This is a genomic window from Pseudoalteromonas sp. 68 DY56-GL68 (genome assembly GCF_041414825.1).
GTDB lineage: Bacteria > Pseudomonadota > Gammaproteobacteria > Enterobacterales > Alteromonadaceae > Pseudoalteromonas.
Genome location: NZ_JAOCZL010000006.1, coordinates 551,955 through 574,551, shown reverse-complemented (window position 1 = coordinate 574,551; position 22,597 = coordinate 551,955). Strand labels below are relative to the sequence as shown.

Genomic DNA, 22,597 nt, shown 5'->3' with positions numbered 1-22,597 from the left:
CATAATTTAGTCATGTTTGATGTGGAAATACTCGTTTGACTTTACCTATTGGCTCAGGCTTTTATACCGGTGACATCCCTGGTCAATATAGCCGTAAAAATACCGTTACTGATACGTCCAAGGCGATATCAGACCGAACGGCTGAGCAAAAATCGTCAACAGAGTATGTTAAATCGAGTCCTCAAGCTGTTGTTATTGCCGATAAGTTTAAAGCTGAGTCGCAAAGCTATCAGCAAACAATTTATGACAAACCAAGCAATCCAAAAATAAGCCGTGCAATTTCAACCTATACAGAATTTGCTAATCTAGATCGCCGTGCCGAAGTGCAAAGTTTAATTGGCGTTGATGTGTACGCATAATTAATAAAATAACTGAATTAAATGAAGAAAGCCTAAACAGTGTTTAGGCTTTTTTATGATTAAAAGATTTACTCTTTAATAAAATCAATCAACTTATTGGCAATCGCAGTATTGTTTTGCGAACCGTAGAAATCTTCAGCACGTTTACCATAGGCAAACACTTGCACATCAATAGCTGTGTGGCCGCCAGTAGTCCAACCCGTGAAGCTGGCATGGTTAATGATATCTTTAACTGCGAGTACTAAAGCTTTATCGCCCATTTTCTTCGCTTCGCTGAGCTTAATCGCATTTGCTTCAGTAAACTCGATATCAGAATACTTTTGCCATACCGATTTCAAATCTTCGCTTTCAAGCAAGGCTTTTGTGATGGTACCCGCCGTTGCTTTTACACCCTTCACAACGTCAGTTTCCCACTTATATTGACCATGAGCACCCAGCGTTAAACCGCCTGTTGAGTGATCGGCTGTGATAACAAGGAGGGTATCAGGGTTTTTATCTACATAAGCTTTTGCTTGTTCGATCGATTTAGCAAAGTCATCCATTTCACCCATCGCACAGGCTATGTCGTTGGCATGACCACACCAGTCAATTTGGCTACCTTCGATCATCACAAAGAAGCCTTTGTCGTTCTGATCATCAAGTAAATCAAGTGCTTTAGTTGTCATTTGCGTAAGACGAGTCGGATTTTCGTCAAGTGCAAAAGGCAGGCCTACTTCAGCGAATAAACCAAGTGCTGGAACCTGTTTTAAGTCATTCATTGCTGCGAAGTTATCGCTGTACTGATAGCCTGCAGCTTTAAACTCTTCCACTAGGTTACGGTCTTCACGAACATAATATTTCGTGCCGCCACCTAACATTAAATCAACCGGTAATTTACCTGCGATTTTGTTATCGATATAGTCGTTAGCAATCTCGTCGTAGTTACGGCGTGATTCGTTATGTGAGGCAAAGCTTGCTGGTGTTGCGTGGTTGATTTGTGATGTTGCCACAAGTGCTGTTGTCATACCGCGCTCTTTAGCAACTTCAAGCATGGTTTTTACCGGTTTTTTATCAGTATCAACAGCAATTGCGCCATTATAACTTTTATGACCACTGCTAAGCGCTGTTGCACCTGCAGCGCTATCTGTTACATAGGTATGATCGTCGGGGTAGGTATGAGCCATACCACGTAAAATCGTATCGAAAACAGTTGGGTCAACAACTTTAGTATTTGGATCATCTTTAAAGTAACGATATGCAGTTGTGTATGCTGGGCCCATACCATCACCAATCATATAAATGATGTTTTTTGGTGCTGATTCAGCCATTACAGAGCCTGCTGAGCATAATAATGCTAAAAGACTTAATTTTAATTTCATTGATGTAACCTTATTATTGTGCCCTTATTTATACTGCGATGATTATTGTATACTAGCTAGACGATAAATAAACGCCTTTAAGTTGAAACGCTTAATAAATAGGAGTAATTGTGCAACCTTTTTCTTTTCAAACTGGCACTCAGACATTACGTGGCCTAACCTTTGGCCATGACGAAGAGGCTGTTGTTGCCTTACATGGCTGGCTTGATAATGCACACAGTTACATTCCTATGTTAGAGAATGCCAAGCTCAATCATACTTGGTACTGTATAGACTTCCCTGGCCATGGTTTATCTGATTGGCGAAGTAACGATGCCCATTATTACTTTATTGACTATATTGACGACGTATATAAGTTTATTGAGTCACTCGAAGTGAGCAAAGTGCATTTAGTTGGCCATTCAATGGGCGCTATGGTTGCTGGCGTTTTTGCCAGCTGCTTCCCTGAAAAAGTGGCATCGGTGAATTTTATTGAGGGAATCGGGGGCGTTACAACAAACAGCAATGATGTCAGCAGTCAGCTTCGTAAAGCAATATTAAATAGAGCAAGAGTCAGTACTAAAGGGCCCAGAGCATTTGAGTCCAAAGCGCACATTATTAGTGCAAGGCTAGCCAGTGGCGACCTTGAATACGTACAAGCAGAGTTACTGATGAGCAGAAATAGTTACGAGAAAGCAGGTAAGTGGTATTTAACAACGGATCCTAAGCTTAAAAATCACTCAGGTTTTCGTTTTGATGAAGCACAATGTATTGCAACCATCAAACAAATTCAGGCACCATGCCAGCTAATCCTTGGTGAGCAAGGGTTCCCGTTCGTTAAGCAAAACCTAGAAGCATATGGCAAATATTACAAGGAGTTGAAAATTCATCAGATACCTGGCGGTCACCATTGCCATATGCAAAATCCTGCATTAACCTTAGAGCACATTCATGCATTTATTGAGCACTATAAAGCAAGTTAATTGTATAATTGCACCAAATGTGGGATTATCTGCACCATTAGAGTATTTACTCCATTGTGAAACAACCTTAGTTAGATTAAGGTTATTAAAAAATATAATTATAAACAGGAGCTAAGAGTGGAAAAAATCTGGCTTAAGCGCTACCCAGAAGGTATGCCTGAAACAATCGACCCTGAGCATTATCACTCGTTACTCGACTTGTTTGAAAAAAGTTTTGCTGACTATAGTGGCCTTCCAGCCTTTACCAACATGGGTAAAGAGTTGACCTACAGTGAGCTAGACAGTGCTACAAAACGTGTAGCATCGTATATTCAAAACGACCTTGGTCTAAAAAAAGGCGATAAAGTAGCGGTGATGATGCCGAACTTACTACAAACGCCTGTGACTATTTTAGGTATTCTTCGTGCTGGCTGTGTGGTGGTTAACGTCAATCCACTTTATACCGTACGTGAATTAGAGCATCAATTAAATGACTCAGAGTCAGCAGCAATTTTCATTCTTGCCAACTTTGCCGATACTCTAGAAAAAGCCCTTCCAAAAACCAATGTTAAACACATTGTTGTTACCCAAGTGGGCGATATGGTAGGTGGTCTTAAAAAGCACATTGTTAACTTTGTTGTTAAACACATCAAAAAAATGGTGCCAAGTTACTCGCTACCAGATGTAATCAAGTTTTCAGATGCATTGGCAGGTGATGAAGCAAGCTATAAAAAGCCTGATGTAGATTTAAACGATTTAGCGTTTTTACAATACACAGGTGGTACAACGGGTGTATCAAAAGGCGCAATGCTGTCGCATGGCAACATGGTTGGTAACCTTGAACAAGTTTCGGGCTGTTTAGATACTGTTCTTGAGCGAGGCAAAGAAGTCGTTATTACGGCACTGCCGCTTTACCACATCTTTGCACTGACTGCGAACTGCTTAACCTTTATGAAATACGGTGGTTTGAACGTGCTTATTACTAACCCTCGCGATATGCCTGGTTTTGTAAAAGAGTTAGCACAACACAAATTTACTGCGGTAACGGGTGTAAATACGCTATTTAACGGTTTACTAAATACCCCAGGCTTTGCTGAACTAGATTTCTCAAGCTTAAAAATGTCACTTGGCGGTGGTATGGCGGTACAGCGCCCCGTTGCTGAAAAATGGCAAGCTGTAACGAAAACCAAATTAATGGAAGGTTATGGCTTAACTGAGTGTGCTCCACTTGTAACAGTGAGCCCATACGACCTTGAAGGTTATAATGGTTCCATTGGTTTACCTGCACCAAGCACTGATATTAAGCTTATGCTTGAAAATGGTGAAGAAGCAGCGAAAGGTGAGCCTGGTGAGCTTTTGGTTAAAGGTCCGCAGGTTATGCAAGGTTACTATAACCGCCCTGATGCAACAGCCGAATGCTTAAAAGATGGTTGGTTTGCAACAGGTGATATTGCAACTTACGATGATGAAGGTTTCTTCTATATTGTTGATCGTAAGAAAGACATGATTATCGTATCTGGCTTTAATGTTTTCCCAAATGAGATTGAAGAAGTTGTTGCAATGCACGATGGCGTGCTTGAAGTGGCAGCGATTGGTGTTCCTCATGAGGTAAGTGGTGAACAAGTTAAAGTTTTTGTTGTGAAAAAAGATCAATCTTTAACTGAAAAAGATATAATAAAGCACTGTCGTGATAATTTAACGAACTATAAGGTGCCTAAACTCGTTGAGTTTAGAGATGAATTACCAAAAACAAATGTTGGTAAGATTCTAAGAAGAGCCTTAAAGGACGAAAAGAAATAATTAAAGCCGGCATCAGCCGGCTTTTTTATGTTTCCTATAGGAGTGTAAGTGCAATATCAACTGATCGAAACACAAAACCAATTAAATGATTTTGTAGAAAAAATTACAGGTAAACCGGTACTGGCAATTGATACCGAGTTTATGCGTCGTCGCACACTGTATCCTGAAGTTGCACTTATTCAAGTATATGATGGTGAGCATTTAGCGTTAATCGACCCACTGGCTGAGTTGTCGCTTTTTGATTTTTGGCAAGTACTTAAAAACCCAGAAGTGCTAAAAGTACTGCATTCACCATCAGAAGATATTGAAGTGTTTCAAAAGTATGCTGGCTTTGTACCAACGCCGCTGTTTGATACCCAATTTGCACTGCAAATTTTAGGACATGGCAATTGCATGGGCTTTGCGCACATGGTGAGAGAGTTGCTTGATATCGAAATTGATAAAAGTGAATCGCGCACTAACTGGTTACAACGTCCACTCACAGAAAAACAGCTAGATTACGCCGCTGCCGATACGTATCATTTACTGCCTTGTTTTGAAATTATCAAAAAACAAATTGATGAAGCTGGCTTTTTTGACATAGTACTCAGTGAAAGCGAGTTAGTTGCGCAAAAACGTGCCTATCAAACCCCTGCAGAGCAGCTTTACAAAGACATTAAAAATGCATGGCAATTACGACCGCATGATTTAGCTGTATTACGCGAACTTGCTGCATGGCGACGTGAAAAAGCAGAGCGCAAAAACCTTGCTCTTAACTTTGTGGTAAAAGAGCATAACATGGTCGAAATTGCCAAACGTAAGCCAACAAGCTTAAATGCACTTCGCCGTGTCCCAGGTGTTGAGTCGATGGAAGTTAACCGCTCTGGCGTCGAAATTTTAAAATGTATTGAACGTGGTAAAGCCATCCCTGTAAGCGAGCAACCAGCTCAATTAAAACGTTTAATTGATTTTCCGGCATACAAAAAAGCCGCTAAAGATATTAAACAAAAAATTACTAAAGCTGCAAAAGAGCAGGGTATTCCTGAAGATGTATTAGCCTCTAAAAAACAAATTAATCAACTTATCAGCTGGAATTGGAAGCTCGATGATGAAGAACGTAAAGCTGCGTCAAAGCCGGACCTTTTTAACTCATGGCGCTATGAGTTGGTGAAAGATGTACTCTCTGCTTGGGAAAAATAAGGCTCGTTTAGTTTAAAAGAGCTTTGTTGTGGCTTTGTCTGATATGTGGCAGAGCCAGCTCAAACACTATAAGTCCATTATTATAAAGTGTTTTTTTAGAAGCTAGCTCTTTACTAAGCGCCTAGTCGCTCATTAAGAAAGCGAATTAATCCACCTTGTTTTTCTTATCCATTCTCGCATAATTGGAAAGCCAGAGTTTGGGCAAGTCATGTCCCACGCTTGCAATAACGGTTGACCAAACAATCCGCCATTTTCAAATAAATCGAAAAGGTTTTGTGCAGATCCTTTGTAAGATTTTTCATGGAAAATGAGCTCCATAGGTAAGCCTAAATATTTTACTGCAGCAACTGACCAAGCTGTAGCGGCGATTTCTTCACCATGCATTGCTTGAGGCTCTCTCTTAATCGATAGGCCATTTTTGTAAACATCACCCGTTAGCTGCTCGCGAAAAATAGGTTCGCACACAGCGATATGGCCTGCCTCGTGTAAAATATCTCCGGGATACTTAAGCTTATTTATATCTATTTGAAGAATTCCATTTTGAATAAATAACCCAGGTAAAAGGGTTTTATTTTTAAGATCAGTCATTTCATAAGCTATTTTTATTTTTGTTAAAAAATTTAAAATAGTCTCAATATAATTTTTCATATTAGAGATCCTCTCTAAAAAATAAGGGAAGAACAGTGAAAACTTTTTGGAATGCTATAAACGTGGATCTCGAAAGTTTATTTTCGAGGATGAAATAACAAGCTATTTTCCATCTGAAAAGATATTTTTTCAAATTTGTTCATGGCAAGCTTTTCTGTGATTTTCTCTTCAAATATTGGCTGAACCCTAGGAAAATAAATACGGGTAATAATATTTACCACACCTAGATAGTATTTTAATTTTATCAATTTATTTTATGCCATTTTTTCAAAATACCACCAGGTAATTGGTAATGCAATATCCTGTAATAAAGTGTAATAAATAATTTGTTGTTTTAAGTGTACCCTTAAATTGTAAATAACAGTATTAAAACTATACTGATGTAACTCGCTTTGATCTAAAACAGCGTGACATTGTTTAGTTAAAGATAAAATTATCTATAACTATAGGTATTGGCAACTTAACAAATCTGAGTTTTTATTACATGGATAGAATAGACGGTACAAACAGTAAGACTTTATACGATTACGCTAACCCTGAGATAGACACGTTACTAAAACACTCTGTCAGAACACAGTTGGAATCATTGCTGAAGACTTCTATTAGTGTTGAACAAAGACTCGTTGTATTGCAACAGAGCTTTGTTAAAGCTATGACGTTGGTACTTTCTGAAATAACTGCCCCTCACACTCAATTAGTGAAAACATTTGAAAAAATGTATGACCAAGCAGTGCTGTCTATGGCAGTTGCGGGATTAAGCCAAGAGCAACTTACGAATCAGTATATTTCAGCGACGGGTTTGATTATGTCACCCTATAACTGTAAGCACACAATAAAGGATATATACCGGATAAAGGGATATGCACGCGGGCTTGATAAAGCAATTCAAGGTAAGTTAAAAAATAAACCCTCAATTAATGTGTTGTATCCAGCATGCGGCCCTTTCGCCCCTTTATTACTACCTTTACTTAGTTATTACAAAGAGACTCAAACTATCAAGCCGAGTCAAATCCAAGTGACACTTGTGGATATTCAGCCCGGTGCAGTATTAACCCTTAAACAGCTCGTTAGTGACTTGCAGCTAGAAGAGTATATATCACTTATTGAAGAGGCTGATGCGAGCATATTTGAGCCAGAAAATGCGATTGATCTTTTAGTGTTAGAAGCGATGCAACATGGTTTTACGAAAGAGGGCCAATTAAGTATTGCTAAACATTTAGTAAAATACTTATCCATAGACGGTTGGATGATCCCGCAAAATGTGTCGGTAAAAGGCATGATGGTTGTTGGGGAAACTGAGTTTAATCAACAATGGAAAACTCAAGAGTTTAGTCATTCAAGTAATGTAGCTAATGAGGCACAACAAGACCGAGTGGAGCTAGGCGAAATCCTTAAGATCAATAAGTCTAGTTTGTTAGAAATGCAAGAGCTTGAACTTGAAGGCGGCATAAAAGTGATCCCTGCGAATCAAATTGTATTACCTAAGGGTGTCGAAGATATGAGTAAACGTATTTTTGCGGTCTATGCTCACATAGAAACCTTCGCGCAAGAAGAGGTTGGCCAATATGATTCAGGGATCACACATCCAAGACCAGACAATAGCGTCTACATAGATCTTAAACCTAAAGATATTGAACATACTCACTTTGTTGCTAGTAGCGGGGATACCATTCAGTTTTACTATCAACTGACTGGGCTGCCGGGTTTTGTGCCTGTAAAAGTACAGGAGAGTATATGATGCAAAGGTATGCGGTGTTTACGGGTAGCTGCCAGAGTTTATCGGCGATCCAATACCTCCAACAAACTCATAAATTAGCATGTGTAGTTTTGGTGGATGCTGAGCCAAATCCGGATTTAATGCAATTGCAGCAGCTACTACATCAAGCGCAGATCCCTACTTTAAAGTATAACCAGCATGACGATACGACTCTTATAGCGGATTTGGACAGGCTAGGTGCTAATCACGGTGTAATTTATCTATTTAGACATATTATAAAACAAACTTTGATAAGCTACTTTGATGGCAGCTTAGTCAATATTCACCCTAGCCCTCTACCTGAATACCGTGGACCTTTCCCGCTTTATTGGCAAATTAGAAACGGTGAACAAGCCACTAAGCTTACGTTGCACCGTGTTACGTCAGAAGTGGATAGCGGAGATATAGCTACTGATATTGACCTTATTATTCATCCTTTCGATACGATAAGTGTAGTAAATCAAAAGGTCTCGCAGGCTTTACCTCATTTGCTCAATACTTTTTGTCAATTAGAAGAGCAAGAAAATATCTCTTGGCGTGAGCAAGATACATGCTTTGAGTATTTTGCACCCATGCTCGAACCTCAGCAGCTGGCTATTAACTGGTGTAAACAGCCAACTTCGGAAATTGTGAACATGTGCCGTGCTGGCAATGTCGATGTTGGTTGTGCCACCTTTCGTCTAAGAGAAGAGATGTTTCAAGTACTACAAGCGACTGAAGTTGAATGTGATATCAAAGGCGTACAAGCAGGTACTGTTATTCAACTAAGTCGTCGAGAAGGTTTAGTTATTAAAACCCTTGATGGTGCTGTTTGTCTAGATGTTATTGGCACACAGCAAGGACTCTTTGATGGTTATAGATTTGCTGTACTTTTTGGACTTGATGCAGGCTTTTCTTTGATTTAGTGGAGTTGGCTTCTCAGGCAACAAGTTAAGAATAATATTAAAGATGGTGAGCAAAGTCGCATGAAAGGCAATAGAAGTTGGGCTGTTATCGTAATTCCATGTGCGCGGTGCTCTAGGTAACACTTCAGATGCGAGATAACAAATGAAGATAAAAATAGAACTTACCAATAATTATGGCTATGACCTAGCAGCATATCCATATAACGATGGTGCTGTGCCTAGTCCTGAATCGGCCCAAACTATCGCCAAACTTGAGGGTAAAGGGGAGTTAATTGTAGAGCGTGGGCAGTCCGCAATTTTAAAAGTGCCAGGAATGGGGAGCGTGTTGGTGCAGTTTTTGGGTGAGCAGCGGCTGTCTGAATACCACGATAAATTTTGTGAACAGCCAGATGAATTTGATCAATACGAGCAAATGGTATTGATACGCTATAAGACTTCTGAGCTTTATTGGCGTTTTACTACACATCCAGAGCATCCTTCAGTTAACTTAGGTGTTAATGATGTCGGTACTGTTTGTTTAGGTAAAGTATCCTCTGGAAGTGTTCGTCAGGTGGCATTACCAGAATTGTTTGTTCCCCCAGTGTTTTCTGCTCACCCTGTGGGAAGTAAACCAGAAGATAACGAATAATCTCAATAAACGAGGTGACTTTAGTTGTACAAAATATATCTAATTTAATCGCAAGTAACCTAGTTGGTGAGGCATTTGAAAGCAGTTATAAAGTCATTTTTTCGCCAATTACAACTCAAAAATTATTAAGGACCAATTATGTCAGCAGATTCATATATCGGCACCATGAGACCATTTGGTGGCAATTTTACAATTCGTAGCTGGACGATTTGTCAGGGCCAGTTAATGGCAATATCTCAAAACACAGCCTTATTCTCTTTAATTGGAGATTTTTATGGTGGTGATGCAAGAACGACGTTTGGTATACCTGATTTACGCGGTCGAAGCCCGTTAGGTATGGGCAATATGCCTGGTGGTGCTACTTATAATCTTGGCCAACGCTTTGGTTCCGAATATAGAACCTTAACTTTATCGCAATTGCCGCAGCATACTCATACTGCAATATTTGAGTCTACAGGTGCTTCGCAAGCAACTGGGCGACTACAGGTTGCAACAAACGGCCCCAATACACCGACGCCGGATGCTGAGTCTTACTTGGCAGCGAATACAAGTAGCGAAATGTACTATAAAGAGCAAGGCTTTTCGCCAGCTCCAACATTGACTGATATATCGGGGTTAACTGTCGAGGGTGGTGGTGTGTCAGGTAATGTCGTTGTGGGGAACACTGGCAACTCAGAATCATTTAGCATTGTTAGTCCATATCAGGTAGTTAACTGGCAAATGGTACTGGAGGGAATATACCCATCTCGTTCATAAATTAGAAAGAGCGAGCTTTGCAAAGGCTTAAGCAAAACTCGTTCTTTAGATTCGAAAATTGAAAAGCTTTTTGTTCAACACCTCCAAAAAGTGTTGTGTAAGTAGTTATTAAGTATGGAAAAAAGCAGAAATTGCTTCAAATCATGGGATTTTATGCGTATCAAGCGCAGGTTAGGGGTTGAGTATCATGCGATTAAATAAAATAACTAATTCTATTAGGCTTGTTGGTTTATCAACAACCTTGACTGCATCAATAGCAACCTCGGCTGCAACAATTGATTATACCAATGTAAATACAGGGGGGGCAGTAAACGACTATACCTCAACAGTCAGTCTATCTACTAGCACAAACTTTACAATTGATTGGGGAACCGGTCTACAAGGTAGTAACGTATACACCGATGAACAAGTATATGCAGCGAATGCTGCAATGTTGCCATTTGACACGGTATCAAATATCGCTTTCAATGCTTCTACAGGTGGTTTTCAGCTATTAGCTACAAATAACTTTTCATTAGACTCTATGTACTTAGCGCGAAGAGCTACTGGTAGCACTAGTGATAACGTTTTTACTATTACAGGCTACCGAAGTGGTAGCGCGGTTGTTACCGATGATTTAACATGGAGTGTTTTTTCGGCAGGCAGTGCTGAAACCTTTACCAGAGGCTCAGGTACTTGGTCGGATGATGTTGAATGGCAAAATATAGATACATTAGTTGTTACTTGGGCTACAACCTCAGATGGTTCTGGCGGTGTGGTTGGCACTACAGACTTTCAGGAGATAGCTGTTCTGAATATGGTGGTAACTAACCCTGTAGCCTCCGATTCAACCCCACCAACAATCAGTGAAGTGACATCTGTTACTACCCCAACGAACGATAATACGCCTAACTACACCTTTACTACCGATGAGGCTGGTACCTTGTCTGTAGGTGGTAGCTGTGGTACGTCGACATCTACAACTATCGGTGGTACAGGTAATCAAACTATAACTTTAACTCAAACTGATAATTCAACTGCTTTGGCTGACGGTACTTACAGCAACTGTACTATCACTGTGACCGATGCAGCTAATAATCCTAGTTCAGTTTTGAATATAACCAGTTTCACAGTGGATACTTCAGCGCCAGCGGTTGCAGAAGTGACCGCAGTGACCACTCCAGGGAGTGACAGTACTCCAAGCTATACATTTAGTACCACTGAAACGGGCACACTTTCAGTAGGAGGGAGTTGTGGCACCTCAAGCTCAACAACGATTAGTTCAACAGGTAACCAAACCATTACTCTGACGCAAACCGATAACAGCACACCGCTCGTCGATGGTACATACAGTAATTGTACGATTACAATAACGGATGCTGCGGGTAATACTAATACGCCACTGGCGATAACTGCTTTTACAATTGACAGTATAGGGCCTACGTTTGATGGGGCAAATTCGACGCCAAATGATGATGCTACAGGTGTTGCAGGAAATGCGAATATCGTTGTCGACTTTAATGAAAATATATCCCTTGGAACGGGGAACATTACTATTCGTGACGTCAGTAGCAATAGTGACTTTGAAGTATTTAATGTAGCAACCGAGAGCGATGGTACAACGACAAGCCCAAGTGCCGGTCGTATAGGCATTACAAATGATAAAATTTATATAAACCCTAGCAATAATTTAACGGGTAATCGTAACTACGCTATTCGTATTGACGCAACTGCTGTTGATGATTCTGCGGGAAACAGCTTTCCAGGTATAAATGATGATACAAGCTTTAATTTCTCGACAGGTAACACTGCACCTGAAGTTGACTTAGATTCAACGAGCGGCAGTGACGATAGCAGTGTATCATTCTCTGAAGGGGCTGGTGCGGTCAATATTGCAGCGAATGCGGCTGTGACAGAAACAGATGGCGACACGATAACAACCATTACCGTAAGTCTTACAAACGATCAAGATGGTGTATCTGAAGGGTTAAATATTAGTGCATCAGCCCAAGATGCATTGACGGGAGTTTCAGGATCGTCTGATATTACGCTACAAGATACAATATCTATAACTGGCGCAACTGCTTCTGCAGCAGAAGTACAAACATTTCTACAGGCCATCACTTACAACAATACTTCCAGTTCACCGAATCAAACGTCTAGAACCGTCACCGTTGTCATAAATGACGGTACAGATAATAGTATCTCTCGCACAGCGACTGTTTCCGTGAATAATACCACAGCGGCGATCAGTACTGCAGCCAGTTTTAATACAACAAACGGCACGAATTTATCTCCAGCAATTACCTTCACCAGTGATGATGAAACACTGACTATTGCTGATCCCAGCCATATTGTCGGCTCAATTGCAGATGGTGGCGCGGGTACTGATATCTTGTCTGTAGCAACAGGCTCTAATCTAGCTAATTTTACGACATTAACTAATTTCGAAACATTAACGCCAGAAAATGATGGATCTCTGACACTTACAGAAACGCAGCATGATGCGTTTACCACGATCAATGGCTCAGGTACTAACCAATTTACAATATCGAGTGCTGATGGAGATCAAACCCTAATTGGTGATAGCGATATTGAGTCTTATGTGCTGGGTGCGGCAATGAGCTTTACACTGGCTAGTCCTGCGCAGAGTGTTACGGGAAGCACTGGAGTTGATACTATAGATGTTGCAGGTTTTACGACAACAGGTACGCTTGCAGGTGGTGCGGGTACAGATACGTTACGAGCGGATAATGGTGCAAACATCAGTGGTGCAACGCTTAGCGGCTTTGAGTCATTGACCTTGAGTGATAATGCATCGATAACGATGACTGAAGCGCAGCATGATAGCTTTACAACAATCACTGCTGCTGGCACTGAGAGTATCACTATCAGTGATTCAAGTGATGGCTTAACTGGTAATAGTGCAGTTGAAACATACATATTGTCTGCAGCTAACACTTTTACTTTGGGTCATGCAGCGCAAAATCTAACAGGAAGCAGTGGTGACGATACAGTAAATATAGGCACATTGAATGCAACTGGAACGCTGGCTGGAGGAAGTGGAACAGATACACTCATACTCAGCAATAGTGGGAATATTGCTGGCGCAACGGTTAGTGGTTTTGAAAATTTATCAGTAGCAGAAAATGGTTCAGCTACAATTTCGGTAGCGCAATTATCGTCGTTTACCGGAACAGTTTCTGGTAGTGGAAGTGAGTCTTTAACACTGTCAGGCGACGGTGATATTACCACTATTTCTGCAATTGAAAGTTACACACTGTCCGATGATTCTACAAACGCACGAACAGTAACAGTAAGCAACACTAACCACTCTGTTACAGCTACTTCAACTTCAGATGCAGTGACCTTCGATTTAGGTTCGCTTACTTACACAGGCACAATCACGGGTGACAATACGACTGCGGACACATTATCTTTGGGTTCTGGTGCTGATATTACTGCTGCAACTATCAATGGAGTAAGTAATTTAACGGTAGAATCGGGTGCCAATGTTGCAATGACAGTCAGTCAGCACCAAAACTTTAACGGTACATTGACTGCCAGTGGGTCGGAAACTATTACGCTAAGTGGTGACGGGGATATAACAGCACTAACAGGTATCGAAAACTATCTGGTTGGTGATGATAGTTCTAATACTCGAACAATCACAATTTTAAGCGGTACGACATCTGTCACAGCTAATTCAACCTCAGATGCTATCACATTTGCTATCGGCGGAAGTGCTTACAGTGGCACATTAACTGGCGATAGTAGTGTTGCTGACAGTCTATTAGTAACTGATGGTGCAGACGTCAGTGGTGGTGTATTTAATAGTATAGGAACGCTCAGCTTAGCGAGTGGTGCAAGTATTGCTGTTGATGCTGAAAATTTAAATGATTTTACAACTGGGATTACTGGCAGTACGGGCATTGAAACACTAAACCTTATGGATGGGGGAACCTTTGACTTTGCTACAACTAATGTTACGGGGATCGAAGGGATCGCAATTGGCACTAATAATGTAGCAACAATTAATTTAACTGATAACTTCAGTGCAGATACACAAACAGTGTCTGTTACTAATAACACTGGCAGTGCAATAACTGCTGATCTAGTAATTGATGCTTCAGCGTTTGTTGGCGATGTTCTTGAAATTACCGCTGCTGACTTCGATGGAGCAGATACGATGATTGGTGGTAGTGGTGCAGATACTTTCCGCCCCGGTGGGGGAACAGATACCATCACAGGTAATGGTGGAAATGATAACTTCATTGGTGAATCAAGTGATTTGAATGGTGATACACTGACAGATCTGAGTATTGGTGACGTAATAACGATTACTGGTATTACTGGATTATCAACCAGTAATGTGCGTTTTAATGGCAGCAGTACTCTCGAGATTGATACTGATGCTACTGACTTCTCAAGTCCTGAAATATCACTCTCACTTACAAATGCTCCAGCGAGTGATCTTGTGTATACAGTCGCTGACTCGGGCAGTGATACTGTGATTACTTTTGGATCTTCAAATAGTGGCCCTGTTTTTAGTGGCTTGAATGGAGGAAGCACGTTTACTGAAGGCGGTTCAGCGATTGTAATTGATGCCAATGTCACAGTCGCAGATAGTGAGCTAGACGCACTTAATAGCGGCAATGGTAATTATGATGGCGCATCGGTAACTATCGCGCGAGCGGGTGGGGCCAACAGTAATGATCTCTTTACTAACACAGGGTTGCTGGGAGCCTTAACTCAAGGTGGTGTGTTGAGCTATAATAGCAATGTGGTGGGAGCGGTAACCACTAATTCAGCAGGAACATTACAACTTACTTTCAACAGTAATGCGACTTCAGTTATCGTTGATAGTGTGTTGCAAGCAATTGGCTACATTAATAATGCCAATAACCCTGCCTCACCAGTCACGCTTAACTATACTTTTAACGATGGGGTGATAGATAGTACGGGCACCAATCAGGCGATTGTAACAATTGTACCTCCAAGTGTTCCATCGAATAATGCACCTGTCATTTCAGGTCAACCTATTACTTCAATAGATGAAGACACACTTTATAGCTTTACGCCTTCTGCGACAGATTCAGATGGCGATAGCTTGGAGTTCAGTATAACGAACTTACCATTATGGGCTAGTTTTGATAAGACGACGGGAACAATCTCAGGCACGCCAATTGAGGGACAAAGTGGTAGTTACGATAATATTGTTATTACAGTCTCTGACGGTGAACTTGAATCAGCTCTAGCTGCATTTAATATTAGTGTGAATCCAGTTAATGATGCACCTGTTATTTTCGGTGTACCGCCCATCGAGGTGAAGCAAGGTGAAAACTATAGTTTCACGCCTACCGTTGAAGATGTTGATTCAGACACATTCAGCTTTTCTGTCTCTAATCTACCTGCATGGCTGAGTTTTGATACGTCTACGGGCAGACTGTCAGGCACGCCTGATATTACTGACGTAGGTAATTATGAAAATATTGTCATTAGTGTCAGTGATGGTTCATTACAAGCAAGTTTAGAAGGGTTCTCTATCCTTGTTACTGCGACTAACGCAGCGCCAGTAGCCAATGACATGCAGAGAAATGTCCAAGAAGATGGGACAACGAGCTTTGTGGCAGATGTTCAAGACGCCAATGATGATCCATTAGTTATCGAACTTATCTCGCAACCTGAAAATGGTAACGTACAAGTACAAGGGACGATTTTTACTTACACACCGAGTCCAAATTTTAATGGCAATGATACATTTACTTATCGTGTTTCTGATGGACAATTATCATCTAATGACGCTTCAGTGGTGATAAATGTAAGTGCGGTAAATGATGTCCCTGTGGCGAATGACGATAACTTTAATTTTGCAGCCGTATCTGATAATCAATATACATTATCAGTACTTGAAAATGACACAGATGCTGATGGCGATGCATTGCGTATCATTGGTGCAAAAGCGTCGATAGGCACAGTATCTATCAACAATAACACGTTGAGTTATCAAGCAATTGGGAATACTCAAGGCCCAATTCTTGTTAATTATATTATTGAAGATGAGAATAAAGCTCGAGCTGAAGCGACCGCAACGATTGCTATCAATAGTGATGACTCGTCTGCAATGCCAGTAATCACAGCCCCTGCAGATTTAACTGTCAATGCAACGGGTTTATTCACCAAAGTTGATTTGGGGATAGCAATGGCGTTTGATAGCTCAGATAATCCTCTACCTGTTTCGCTCGTACGTGGAGCCCCCATTTTTGCACCGGGTAAACACTTAGTGTACTGGCAAACCGAGGATAATGAAGGTCAACAAGTAACGACAACTCAGCAATTAAACGTCAATCCTCTTGTATCATTACAAAAAGATAGTCGAGTTGCTGAAGATAAAGTGCATGCCGTTAAAGTGTATTTAAACGGACCTGCTCCAAGTTATCCAGTGGTAATTCCTTACACTGTATCTGGCACAGCGGACAGCGCTGATCATGATTTACAATCTGGCGAACTGGTTATTAGCTCTGGCGTGTCGGCGAGTATTCCACTAATGATTTTTGCCGACAGTAGTGATGAAGGTAACGAAACTATCGTTATAACACTTGGTGACTCCGTAAATAAGGGCGCAAAATCTACTTCAACGGTGACAATTGTCGAAGACAATGTCGCGCCAAACATTGAGACCTTAGTTTTACAGAATAATCAACAACGCAGCATTATTACTGCTTCAGATGAATTGGTGACAATTACCGCAAACGTATCAGATCCAAATCCAACGGATGAAGTAACTGTTGAGTGGGATTCTGCGCCAGAGTTTGTAAACACTTCAAATGATCCGTTCATTTTTGAGTTTAATCCAGCCGTTGTAGCTTCTGGCATTTACAAAGTACGTGTTACTGCAAAAGATGATGCTGTACCAATTTTGTCGACTATGAAAGATGTTTATATTGAAGTAATACCGTCACTACCTGAACTGACTGCGGTTGATAGCGATGGCGATTTAATACCTGATGATCAAGAAGGGTATGTTGACTCTGATAGTGATGGTATTCCTGATTTTATGGATGCAATCTCTGATTGTAACGTAATGCAAGAGCAAGCATTAGAGTCGTCAAAATTTTTAGTAGAAGGAGACCCTGGAGTATGTCTACGCAAAGGGGCTACGGTCCCGCAAAATAATACGGGCGGTTTGCAGTTGCTAGAAACAGAACTACCGGAAGATCCAACTGCAAGCAACACTGGTGGGCTATTCGACTTTATAGCAACGGGTTTACCACAAGTTGGTGATACCTACAGTATTGTTTTACCGCAGAGACAACCTATTCCTGTAAATGCTGTTTATCGGAAATTAATTAATGGAGACTGGCAGAACTTTGTAATTGTTGACGACAATGAAGTACTGTCAGCGCAAGGTGAACCAGGCTTCTGTCCTCCGCCAGGTAGTAATGAATGGACTACAGGGCTATCTGAAGGGGATTGGTGTGTACAACTACGTATTGTTGACGGTGGTCCAAATGATGATGATGGTGTTGCCAATGGTAGTATTGTAGACCCTGGTGGTGTTGCTGTACCAACCACAGGAAATAACGCCCCAATCGCGAATGCGGATGCTGTGACAATTATGGCTGAGGAATCTGTCGTTATTGATGTGATCGCCAACGATGAAGACATCGACAATGATACCCTTACCATTACTGGTGCAACGGTTGATTTCGGTACTGTTGTTCTTGAGAATAATCAGCTTGTTTACACGCCTATAGTCGGGTTTATCGGGGATGCGACTATTCAATACAGTATCTCTGATGGGATGGGAGGAACGGCTAATAGTACTGCAATTGTGACTATTAAAGTTAATCAAGCTCCAGTGACACAAAATGATAGCGCATCTACTAATGGAGAAACTATCACGATTGATGTTTTAGCTAATGACAGCGACCCAGAACAAGGTGAACTGTTCTTAGTTTCGGCTACTACAGAATTTGGTACCTCCGTTGTTAACAGTGATGGTACGTTGAGCTACTCACCAGCGAGTGGTTTTGAAGGAATGGATACCATCAACTATATTGTGAGAGATGCACAAGGTGCGCAATCCCAGGGAAGCGTTTCAGTAACCGTTGAGTTAAAACAAACTGTTAATGTGAGCAATAAATCATCAGGGGGTGGCCTTGGCATGATCACTTTGCTCGTTGTTTCTGCTTTTGTTGTGAGACGTAGAGTGTCTCGGTTACCGAGTTTTGCTTTTCTATCCGCTAGTTGTGTATTAGCAAGTTCAGCAGCCGCGGAAGATTGGCAAGTGTCTGCAACCCTAGGTCAAGCGACAGCCCAAAGTTCATATTCATCTGAGCAATGGGTACAAACCGCGATTGATGACGAAAGCGTTAGTTGGTCCGTTGGTGCTTTTTATAATTTAAAACCTAATTGGAAGTTGGGCATTAGATATATTGATTTAGGCGAAGCGCGTGTTAATTTTTCTAAAGAAACGAGTAACCCAGAGCAAGCGCATTCAGAGGTTTTAGACAAAGCGCCAGCCTTACCTAATGGCCTAGCAATCCAAGCTAACTACTTAGTTGATTTAGCTTCATCGCTCAAAGGGGAATTGTTTCTAGGTGCGTATCACTGGAAATATAAAATAAACAGTCGTAGAGATAATTTAAATACTATCGTCAAACGGGATGAAGGAACTGACCTTTTTATTGGCGCAGGTATCAATTACCAAGTACTTGATTCGGTTAGTATTGGTGTTGACTACACGCGGTATTTTGTCTCTAAGAATGATATTAATGAAATTGCTTTTTCAATGAACTATCAATTTTAATTGTTCAAAAGCCAGCACTTTTGTGCTGGCTTTTTTATTAGAGTTAGCCGGTAGAGCAAAAAAACACGTGGAGTTGAATTAGCAAAGCCATACTTATTTTTACAAAAAGTGTGGGCCTATAATACCAAGCTCTTTAGCGATTATGTAAAATCTTATCCAAGTTCTGTTTTGATTTAGCAACGCTTTGTAATGGGGTTAATCCGCTCGGATATTCTTCTTGTTCAAGCACTAACCACTTGGTGTTGCCGTGAGACTCTAAAGTATCGATGATGGCAGGCCAATCAATGTTGTTTTCACCAATAATCGGGCTCATGTTGCTATCCTCAATCGTGCGTACTTTAATGTGCGTTGCAAGTGTACGGTTAGGGTACTTTTTAATAAAGTAGATTGGATCTTTATCTGCGTAATTGACCCAGCCAATATCTAACTGCAATGGCATAGTTTTGGGTGTATTACTGGCAATATAATCCCAAAACGTTGCGTTATTAAAAGCATTAAACTCTTTATTATGATTGTGAAAACCGATCTTCATATCAAAGCGGGTTGCATAATCACTGACTTTAGTGAGTTCTTTAACCAGAGATTTAACACCTTCTGGGTGCCATGCTCGCTCATCCCAAGGTACATAAAGTGTCGTAACGCCAAGAGTCTTGTAAAACAGCAGGGTGCTATCAATTGTGTTTTCACTGAGTGCATCAAAGCCTATATGGGCACTACTGGCGACTAAGCCTAATTCACTGAGCTTTGCTTTTAAGGCTGCTGGGTTATTTGAGTATGGGCCAAAATCACCGGCAAACTCCACGCCGTCAAAGCCCATTTCTGCAAGAGACTTAAGCGTACCATGAAAGTCATTTTTTAAGGTGTCTTTGACTGACCATAACTGCACACTCACTGGCAGTTTTGCGAATAATTGACCACTAAATACAAGGCTAAAAATGAGCAATAAAATGCGGGTTTTAAACATACTTAAATCCTAAAAAAGCAGGGGAGAGCTCCCCTGCATTAAACTGTGTTATAAAACAACACAAGGGGGAAAGTTAATTGGTATAGGCGTACTCGCTTAAACCAAGCTCAGCTAAAACCTGATCTAAATGAGCTTTTGCTTCATCAGAAGGGCCTGGGTAATCACCTGCAATAGGCACATTGCCAAGGTAACCTATGTCTTTACAGCCTTCAGGTGTACAGAAAAAGGCAGCAAGCACTAACTCTTTAAAGCGTAAAAAGGCTTTACCAATACGCTGAAATTGCAGAGGTGTTTGCTCGTTTAAAAACGCAATATCGTCTAAAATCGCGCGGTGTTGCTTTTCGTTAAGCGCAACAAATTGCTTTTTAAAACGAAGCTGTGCTTCATCGTTAAGCCACGCGAGTGAATTTAAAATTTTAATTCTATCGCGTTGTTGGCCTTCATAAGGCGCGCTCACCCACTCATTAATAACCGCCGGAACTTGTAGCTCACTTGCCGAAGGAATATCTCCTTCACGCGGCACAATGTAATCAGATAAAAGCGCTACTAACGTGAGTTCGTCTGCCGTTAAGGTCAGCGGCCAAGGTGATTCTGGTGGCATCACCAAATTAGGATCTTGACCATAGCCTTTAGCGGTTACAGGCTTGATATCTAAATCAGGCCAATGCTCTTTTGCAGAGACTACAACGTCATCTTCCAGTGCTTTTGTGCAGCCAGCAGTTAAACCAACTGCTGAGCCCGCAGCTAATAGACCAAGCCATTTTAAAGACTCACGGCGGCTCATGTTAGAAACATAGTTATATGAGTCATGTTCGTTACGATGATGCATAATTAAAGTACCCCGTTATCAATTTGTTGAGCAAGCCAAGTTGAATTACGCATTGCCAGTGTCATGATGGTGAGCGTACAGTTTTTATGAGGGTTAGAAGCAAATACACCCGCATCCATTACAAATAGGTTATTACAATCCCATGTTTGACCCCATTGATTGGTGACTGAGTCTTTCTTTGAGCTGCCCATTCGTGTGGTGCCCACTTCGTGAATGATTTCGCCACCTTTAGAAATGGCTTTTTCTGCAGGCGGGAGTTCGCCAACGGTCGCCCCCATGTTTTCTAAGATTTGCTTCGCGGTTTTTAAACCATGTTCAATTTGCTTTAATTCTCTGTCAGACCACTTAAAGTGGAATTTTGATACCGGAATACCCCATTTATCTTTCACGTTTTCGTCAATTTCCATGTAGGTATCTTTGTTCGGTAACATCTCGCCACGCAGCGCAAAACCAACATAAGAGCCATATGCATCACGAATTTGCTGTTTAAGGGCAGGACCATAGCCTTGTTTATCACCCGATACACCCGAGCCTGGTTGTCTAAAGCCACCGCCAATTTCAAAGTGATAACCACGTGGGAAATCTAATTCATTGTTAGCTTGTGCTTGGTGTCCCCACCAAGGAATAAATAAGTGATTAGCGGTGTGTCCATCTTCGTTATAACGTGGGCGACCTTTAAGTGCTGGAATTTGCGCACCTAACCATGCACCTGTCGAATCCATTAAGTTTCGACCTACTTGGCCACTTGAGTTAGCAAGGCCTTTAGGGTGCTTTTTATTCTTTGAATTTAATAAAATACGCGCTGATTCACAGGCGCTGGCCGCTAAGATAACCACATCTGCATCAAGAGCATGTTCGGTTACTGTGTGTTTATCAACATAAGTGACGCCAGTGACTTTACCTTGCTCATCAACTTTGACTGATTTAACCATGGCATCAGTAATAACTTTTAAGTTACCGGTGGCTTTTGCCATAGGCAATAGCGATGTCGTCGTTTGAAAAGCAGCACCAATTGAACAACCAGAACCACAAGGCGTTGCATAAAAACACGCCATGCGATCATCTTTCGGGCGGGTTAATACCGCACGGTGCATAGGCACTGCTTGAATGCCCATTTTCTTAGCAGAAGCGGCAATTAAAAGCTCAGGAACACGCGGCTTTGGTGGCGGCTGTAAAATACCCGGTGACGAATCTGGCATATCCTCATGGCCTGTATTAGTGCCACATACACCCACAAGTTCTTCAGTTTTATCGTACCAAGGTGCTAAATCAGCGTATTCAAATGGCCAGTCGGCACCATGACCATCACGGCTTTTGCCTTTAAAATCGTGTTCACTAAAGCGTAATGAATAGCGGCCCCAGTGGTTAGTTCGACCACCTAACATACGTGCGCGCCACCAATAAAAGTCGCTTCCTTTGGCGCTGGTATATGGCTCATCAGGTACTTGCCAGCCGCCATCAACGGTTGCGTCGTAAAAGCCAAAGTTTTTGTCTTTGTTACCTGCACCCATAAGTGGGGCTTCGTTGTTACGACGAAACATCGGGCTTTCTGTTTTCGGGTCATAATTACGGCCCGCTTCAAGTAATAATACTTTGTGGCCAAGTTTAGTAAGCGTATAAGCAGCCATTGCACCGCCAGCACCAGAGCCAACAACTAATACCTTGTGTTTAAAATTAGACATC

Annotated in this window: 14 protein-coding genes; 9 read left to right on the top strand and 5 right to left on the bottom strand. The window is 41.3% G+C overall.

The features are described from left to right. Positions 1–35: 35 nt before the first annotated feature. Entirely contained in the window at positions 36–359 is a 324-nt protein-coding gene (locus NYF15_RS03375; protein WP_237115691.1) for a hypothetical protein, read from the top strand. 68 nt (positions 360–427) lie between these two features. On the opposite strand, the gene NYF15_RS03370 is transcribed toward NYF15_RS03375, so the two are convergent. Further along, positions 428–1,717, bottom strand: a complete 1,290-nt coding sequence (locus NYF15_RS03370) for an alkaline phosphatase (RefSeq protein ID WP_371352781.1) — start codon at positions 1,715–1,717, stop codon at positions 428–430. A gap of 110 nt (positions 1,718–1,827) precedes the next feature. Between NYF15_RS03370 and NYF15_RS03365 the strand changes: the two genes are divergently transcribed. The 3 genes from NYF15_RS03365 (at position 1,828) to rnd (ending at position 5,637) form a co-directional block, all read left to right on the top strand. Next, the gene (locus NYF15_RS03365; protein ID WP_371352780.1) at positions 1,828–2,679 is read left to right on the top strand and encodes an alpha/beta fold hydrolase; all 852 of its coding nucleotides are present in this window, start codon (positions 1,828–1,830) and stop codon (positions 2,677–2,679) included. A 117-nt stretch (positions 2,680–2,796) separates the two neighbouring features. Beyond that, entirely contained in the window at positions 2,797–4,458 is a 1,662-nt protein-coding gene (gene fadD / locus NYF15_RS03360) for a long-chain-fatty-acid--CoA ligase FadD (protein WP_371352779.1), read from the top strand. 48 nt (positions 4,459–4,506) lie between these two features. Further along, on the top strand, positions 4,507–5,637 hold the full coding sequence (gene rnd / locus NYF15_RS03355; protein WP_130152246.1) for a ribonuclease D: 1,131 nt from the start codon (positions 4,507–4,509) through the stop codon (positions 5,635–5,637). A gap of 132 nt (positions 5,638–5,769) precedes the next feature. Here rnd and NYF15_RS03350 read toward each other — a convergent pair whose 3' ends face one another. Continuing rightward, positions 5,770–6,285 carry a hypothetical protein gene (locus NYF15_RS03350; protein WP_237118966.1) on the bottom strand — a complete coding sequence of 172 codons (516 nt, stop codon included), beginning with the start codon at positions 6,283–6,285 and terminating at the stop codon, positions 5,770–5,772. A 484-nt stretch (positions 6,286–6,769) separates the two neighbouring features. On the opposite strand from NYF15_RS03350, the gene NYF15_RS03345 reads away from it, so the two are divergent. The 5 genes from NYF15_RS03345 (at position 6,770) to NYF15_RS03325 (ending at position 19,121) form a co-directional block, all read left to right on the top strand. Beyond that, complete coding sequence (locus NYF15_RS03345) at positions 6,770–8,023, top strand: hypothetical protein (RefSeq protein ID WP_237118965.1); 1,254 nt, start codon at positions 6,770–6,772, stop codon at positions 8,021–8,023. Further along, positions 8,020–8,946: a formyltransferase family protein gene (locus NYF15_RS03340; RefSeq protein ID WP_237118964.1), complete on the top strand. Its 927-nt coding sequence runs from the start codon at positions 8,020–8,022 to the stop codon at positions 8,944–8,946. Before NYF15_RS03345 ends, NYF15_RS03340 begins: the two co-directional genes overlap by 4 nt. Before the next feature lie 142 nt (positions 8,947–9,088). Beyond that, complete coding sequence (locus NYF15_RS03335) at positions 9,089–9,574, top strand: hypothetical protein (protein ID WP_237118963.1); 486 nt, start codon at positions 9,089–9,091, stop codon at positions 9,572–9,574. A 138-nt stretch (positions 9,575–9,712) separates the two neighbouring features. Then, complete coding sequence (locus tag NYF15_RS03330) at positions 9,713–10,330, top strand: tail fiber protein (RefSeq protein WP_237118962.1); 618 nt, start codon at positions 9,713–9,715, stop codon at positions 10,328–10,330. A gap of 187 nt (positions 10,331–10,517) precedes the next feature. Beyond that, entirely contained in the window at positions 10,518–19,121 is an 8,604-nt protein-coding gene (locus tag NYF15_RS03325) for an Ig-like domain-containing protein (protein WP_371352778.1), read from the top strand. A 133-nt stretch (positions 19,122–19,254) separates the two neighbouring features. Here NYF15_RS03325 and NYF15_RS03320 read toward each other — a convergent pair whose 3' ends face one another. The 3 genes from NYF15_RS03320 to NYF15_RS03310 form a co-directional block, all read right to left on the bottom strand. Next, complete coding sequence (locus NYF15_RS03320) at positions 19,255–20,085, bottom strand: sugar phosphate isomerase/epimerase family protein (RefSeq protein ID WP_371352777.1); 831 nt, start codon at positions 20,083–20,085, stop codon at positions 19,255–19,257. Positions 20,086–20,158: 73 nt separating this feature from the next. After that, positions 20,159–20,914, bottom strand: a complete 756-nt coding sequence (locus NYF15_RS03315) for a gluconate 2-dehydrogenase subunit 3 family protein (RefSeq protein ID WP_371352776.1) — start codon at positions 20,912–20,914, stop codon at positions 20,159–20,161. A 2-nt stretch (positions 20,915–20,916) separates the two neighbouring features. Continuing rightward, entirely contained in the window at positions 20,917–22,596 is a 1,680-nt protein-coding gene (locus NYF15_RS03310) for a GMC family oxidoreductase (protein ID WP_371352775.1), read from the bottom strand. Position 22,597: the final 1 nt, after the last annotated feature.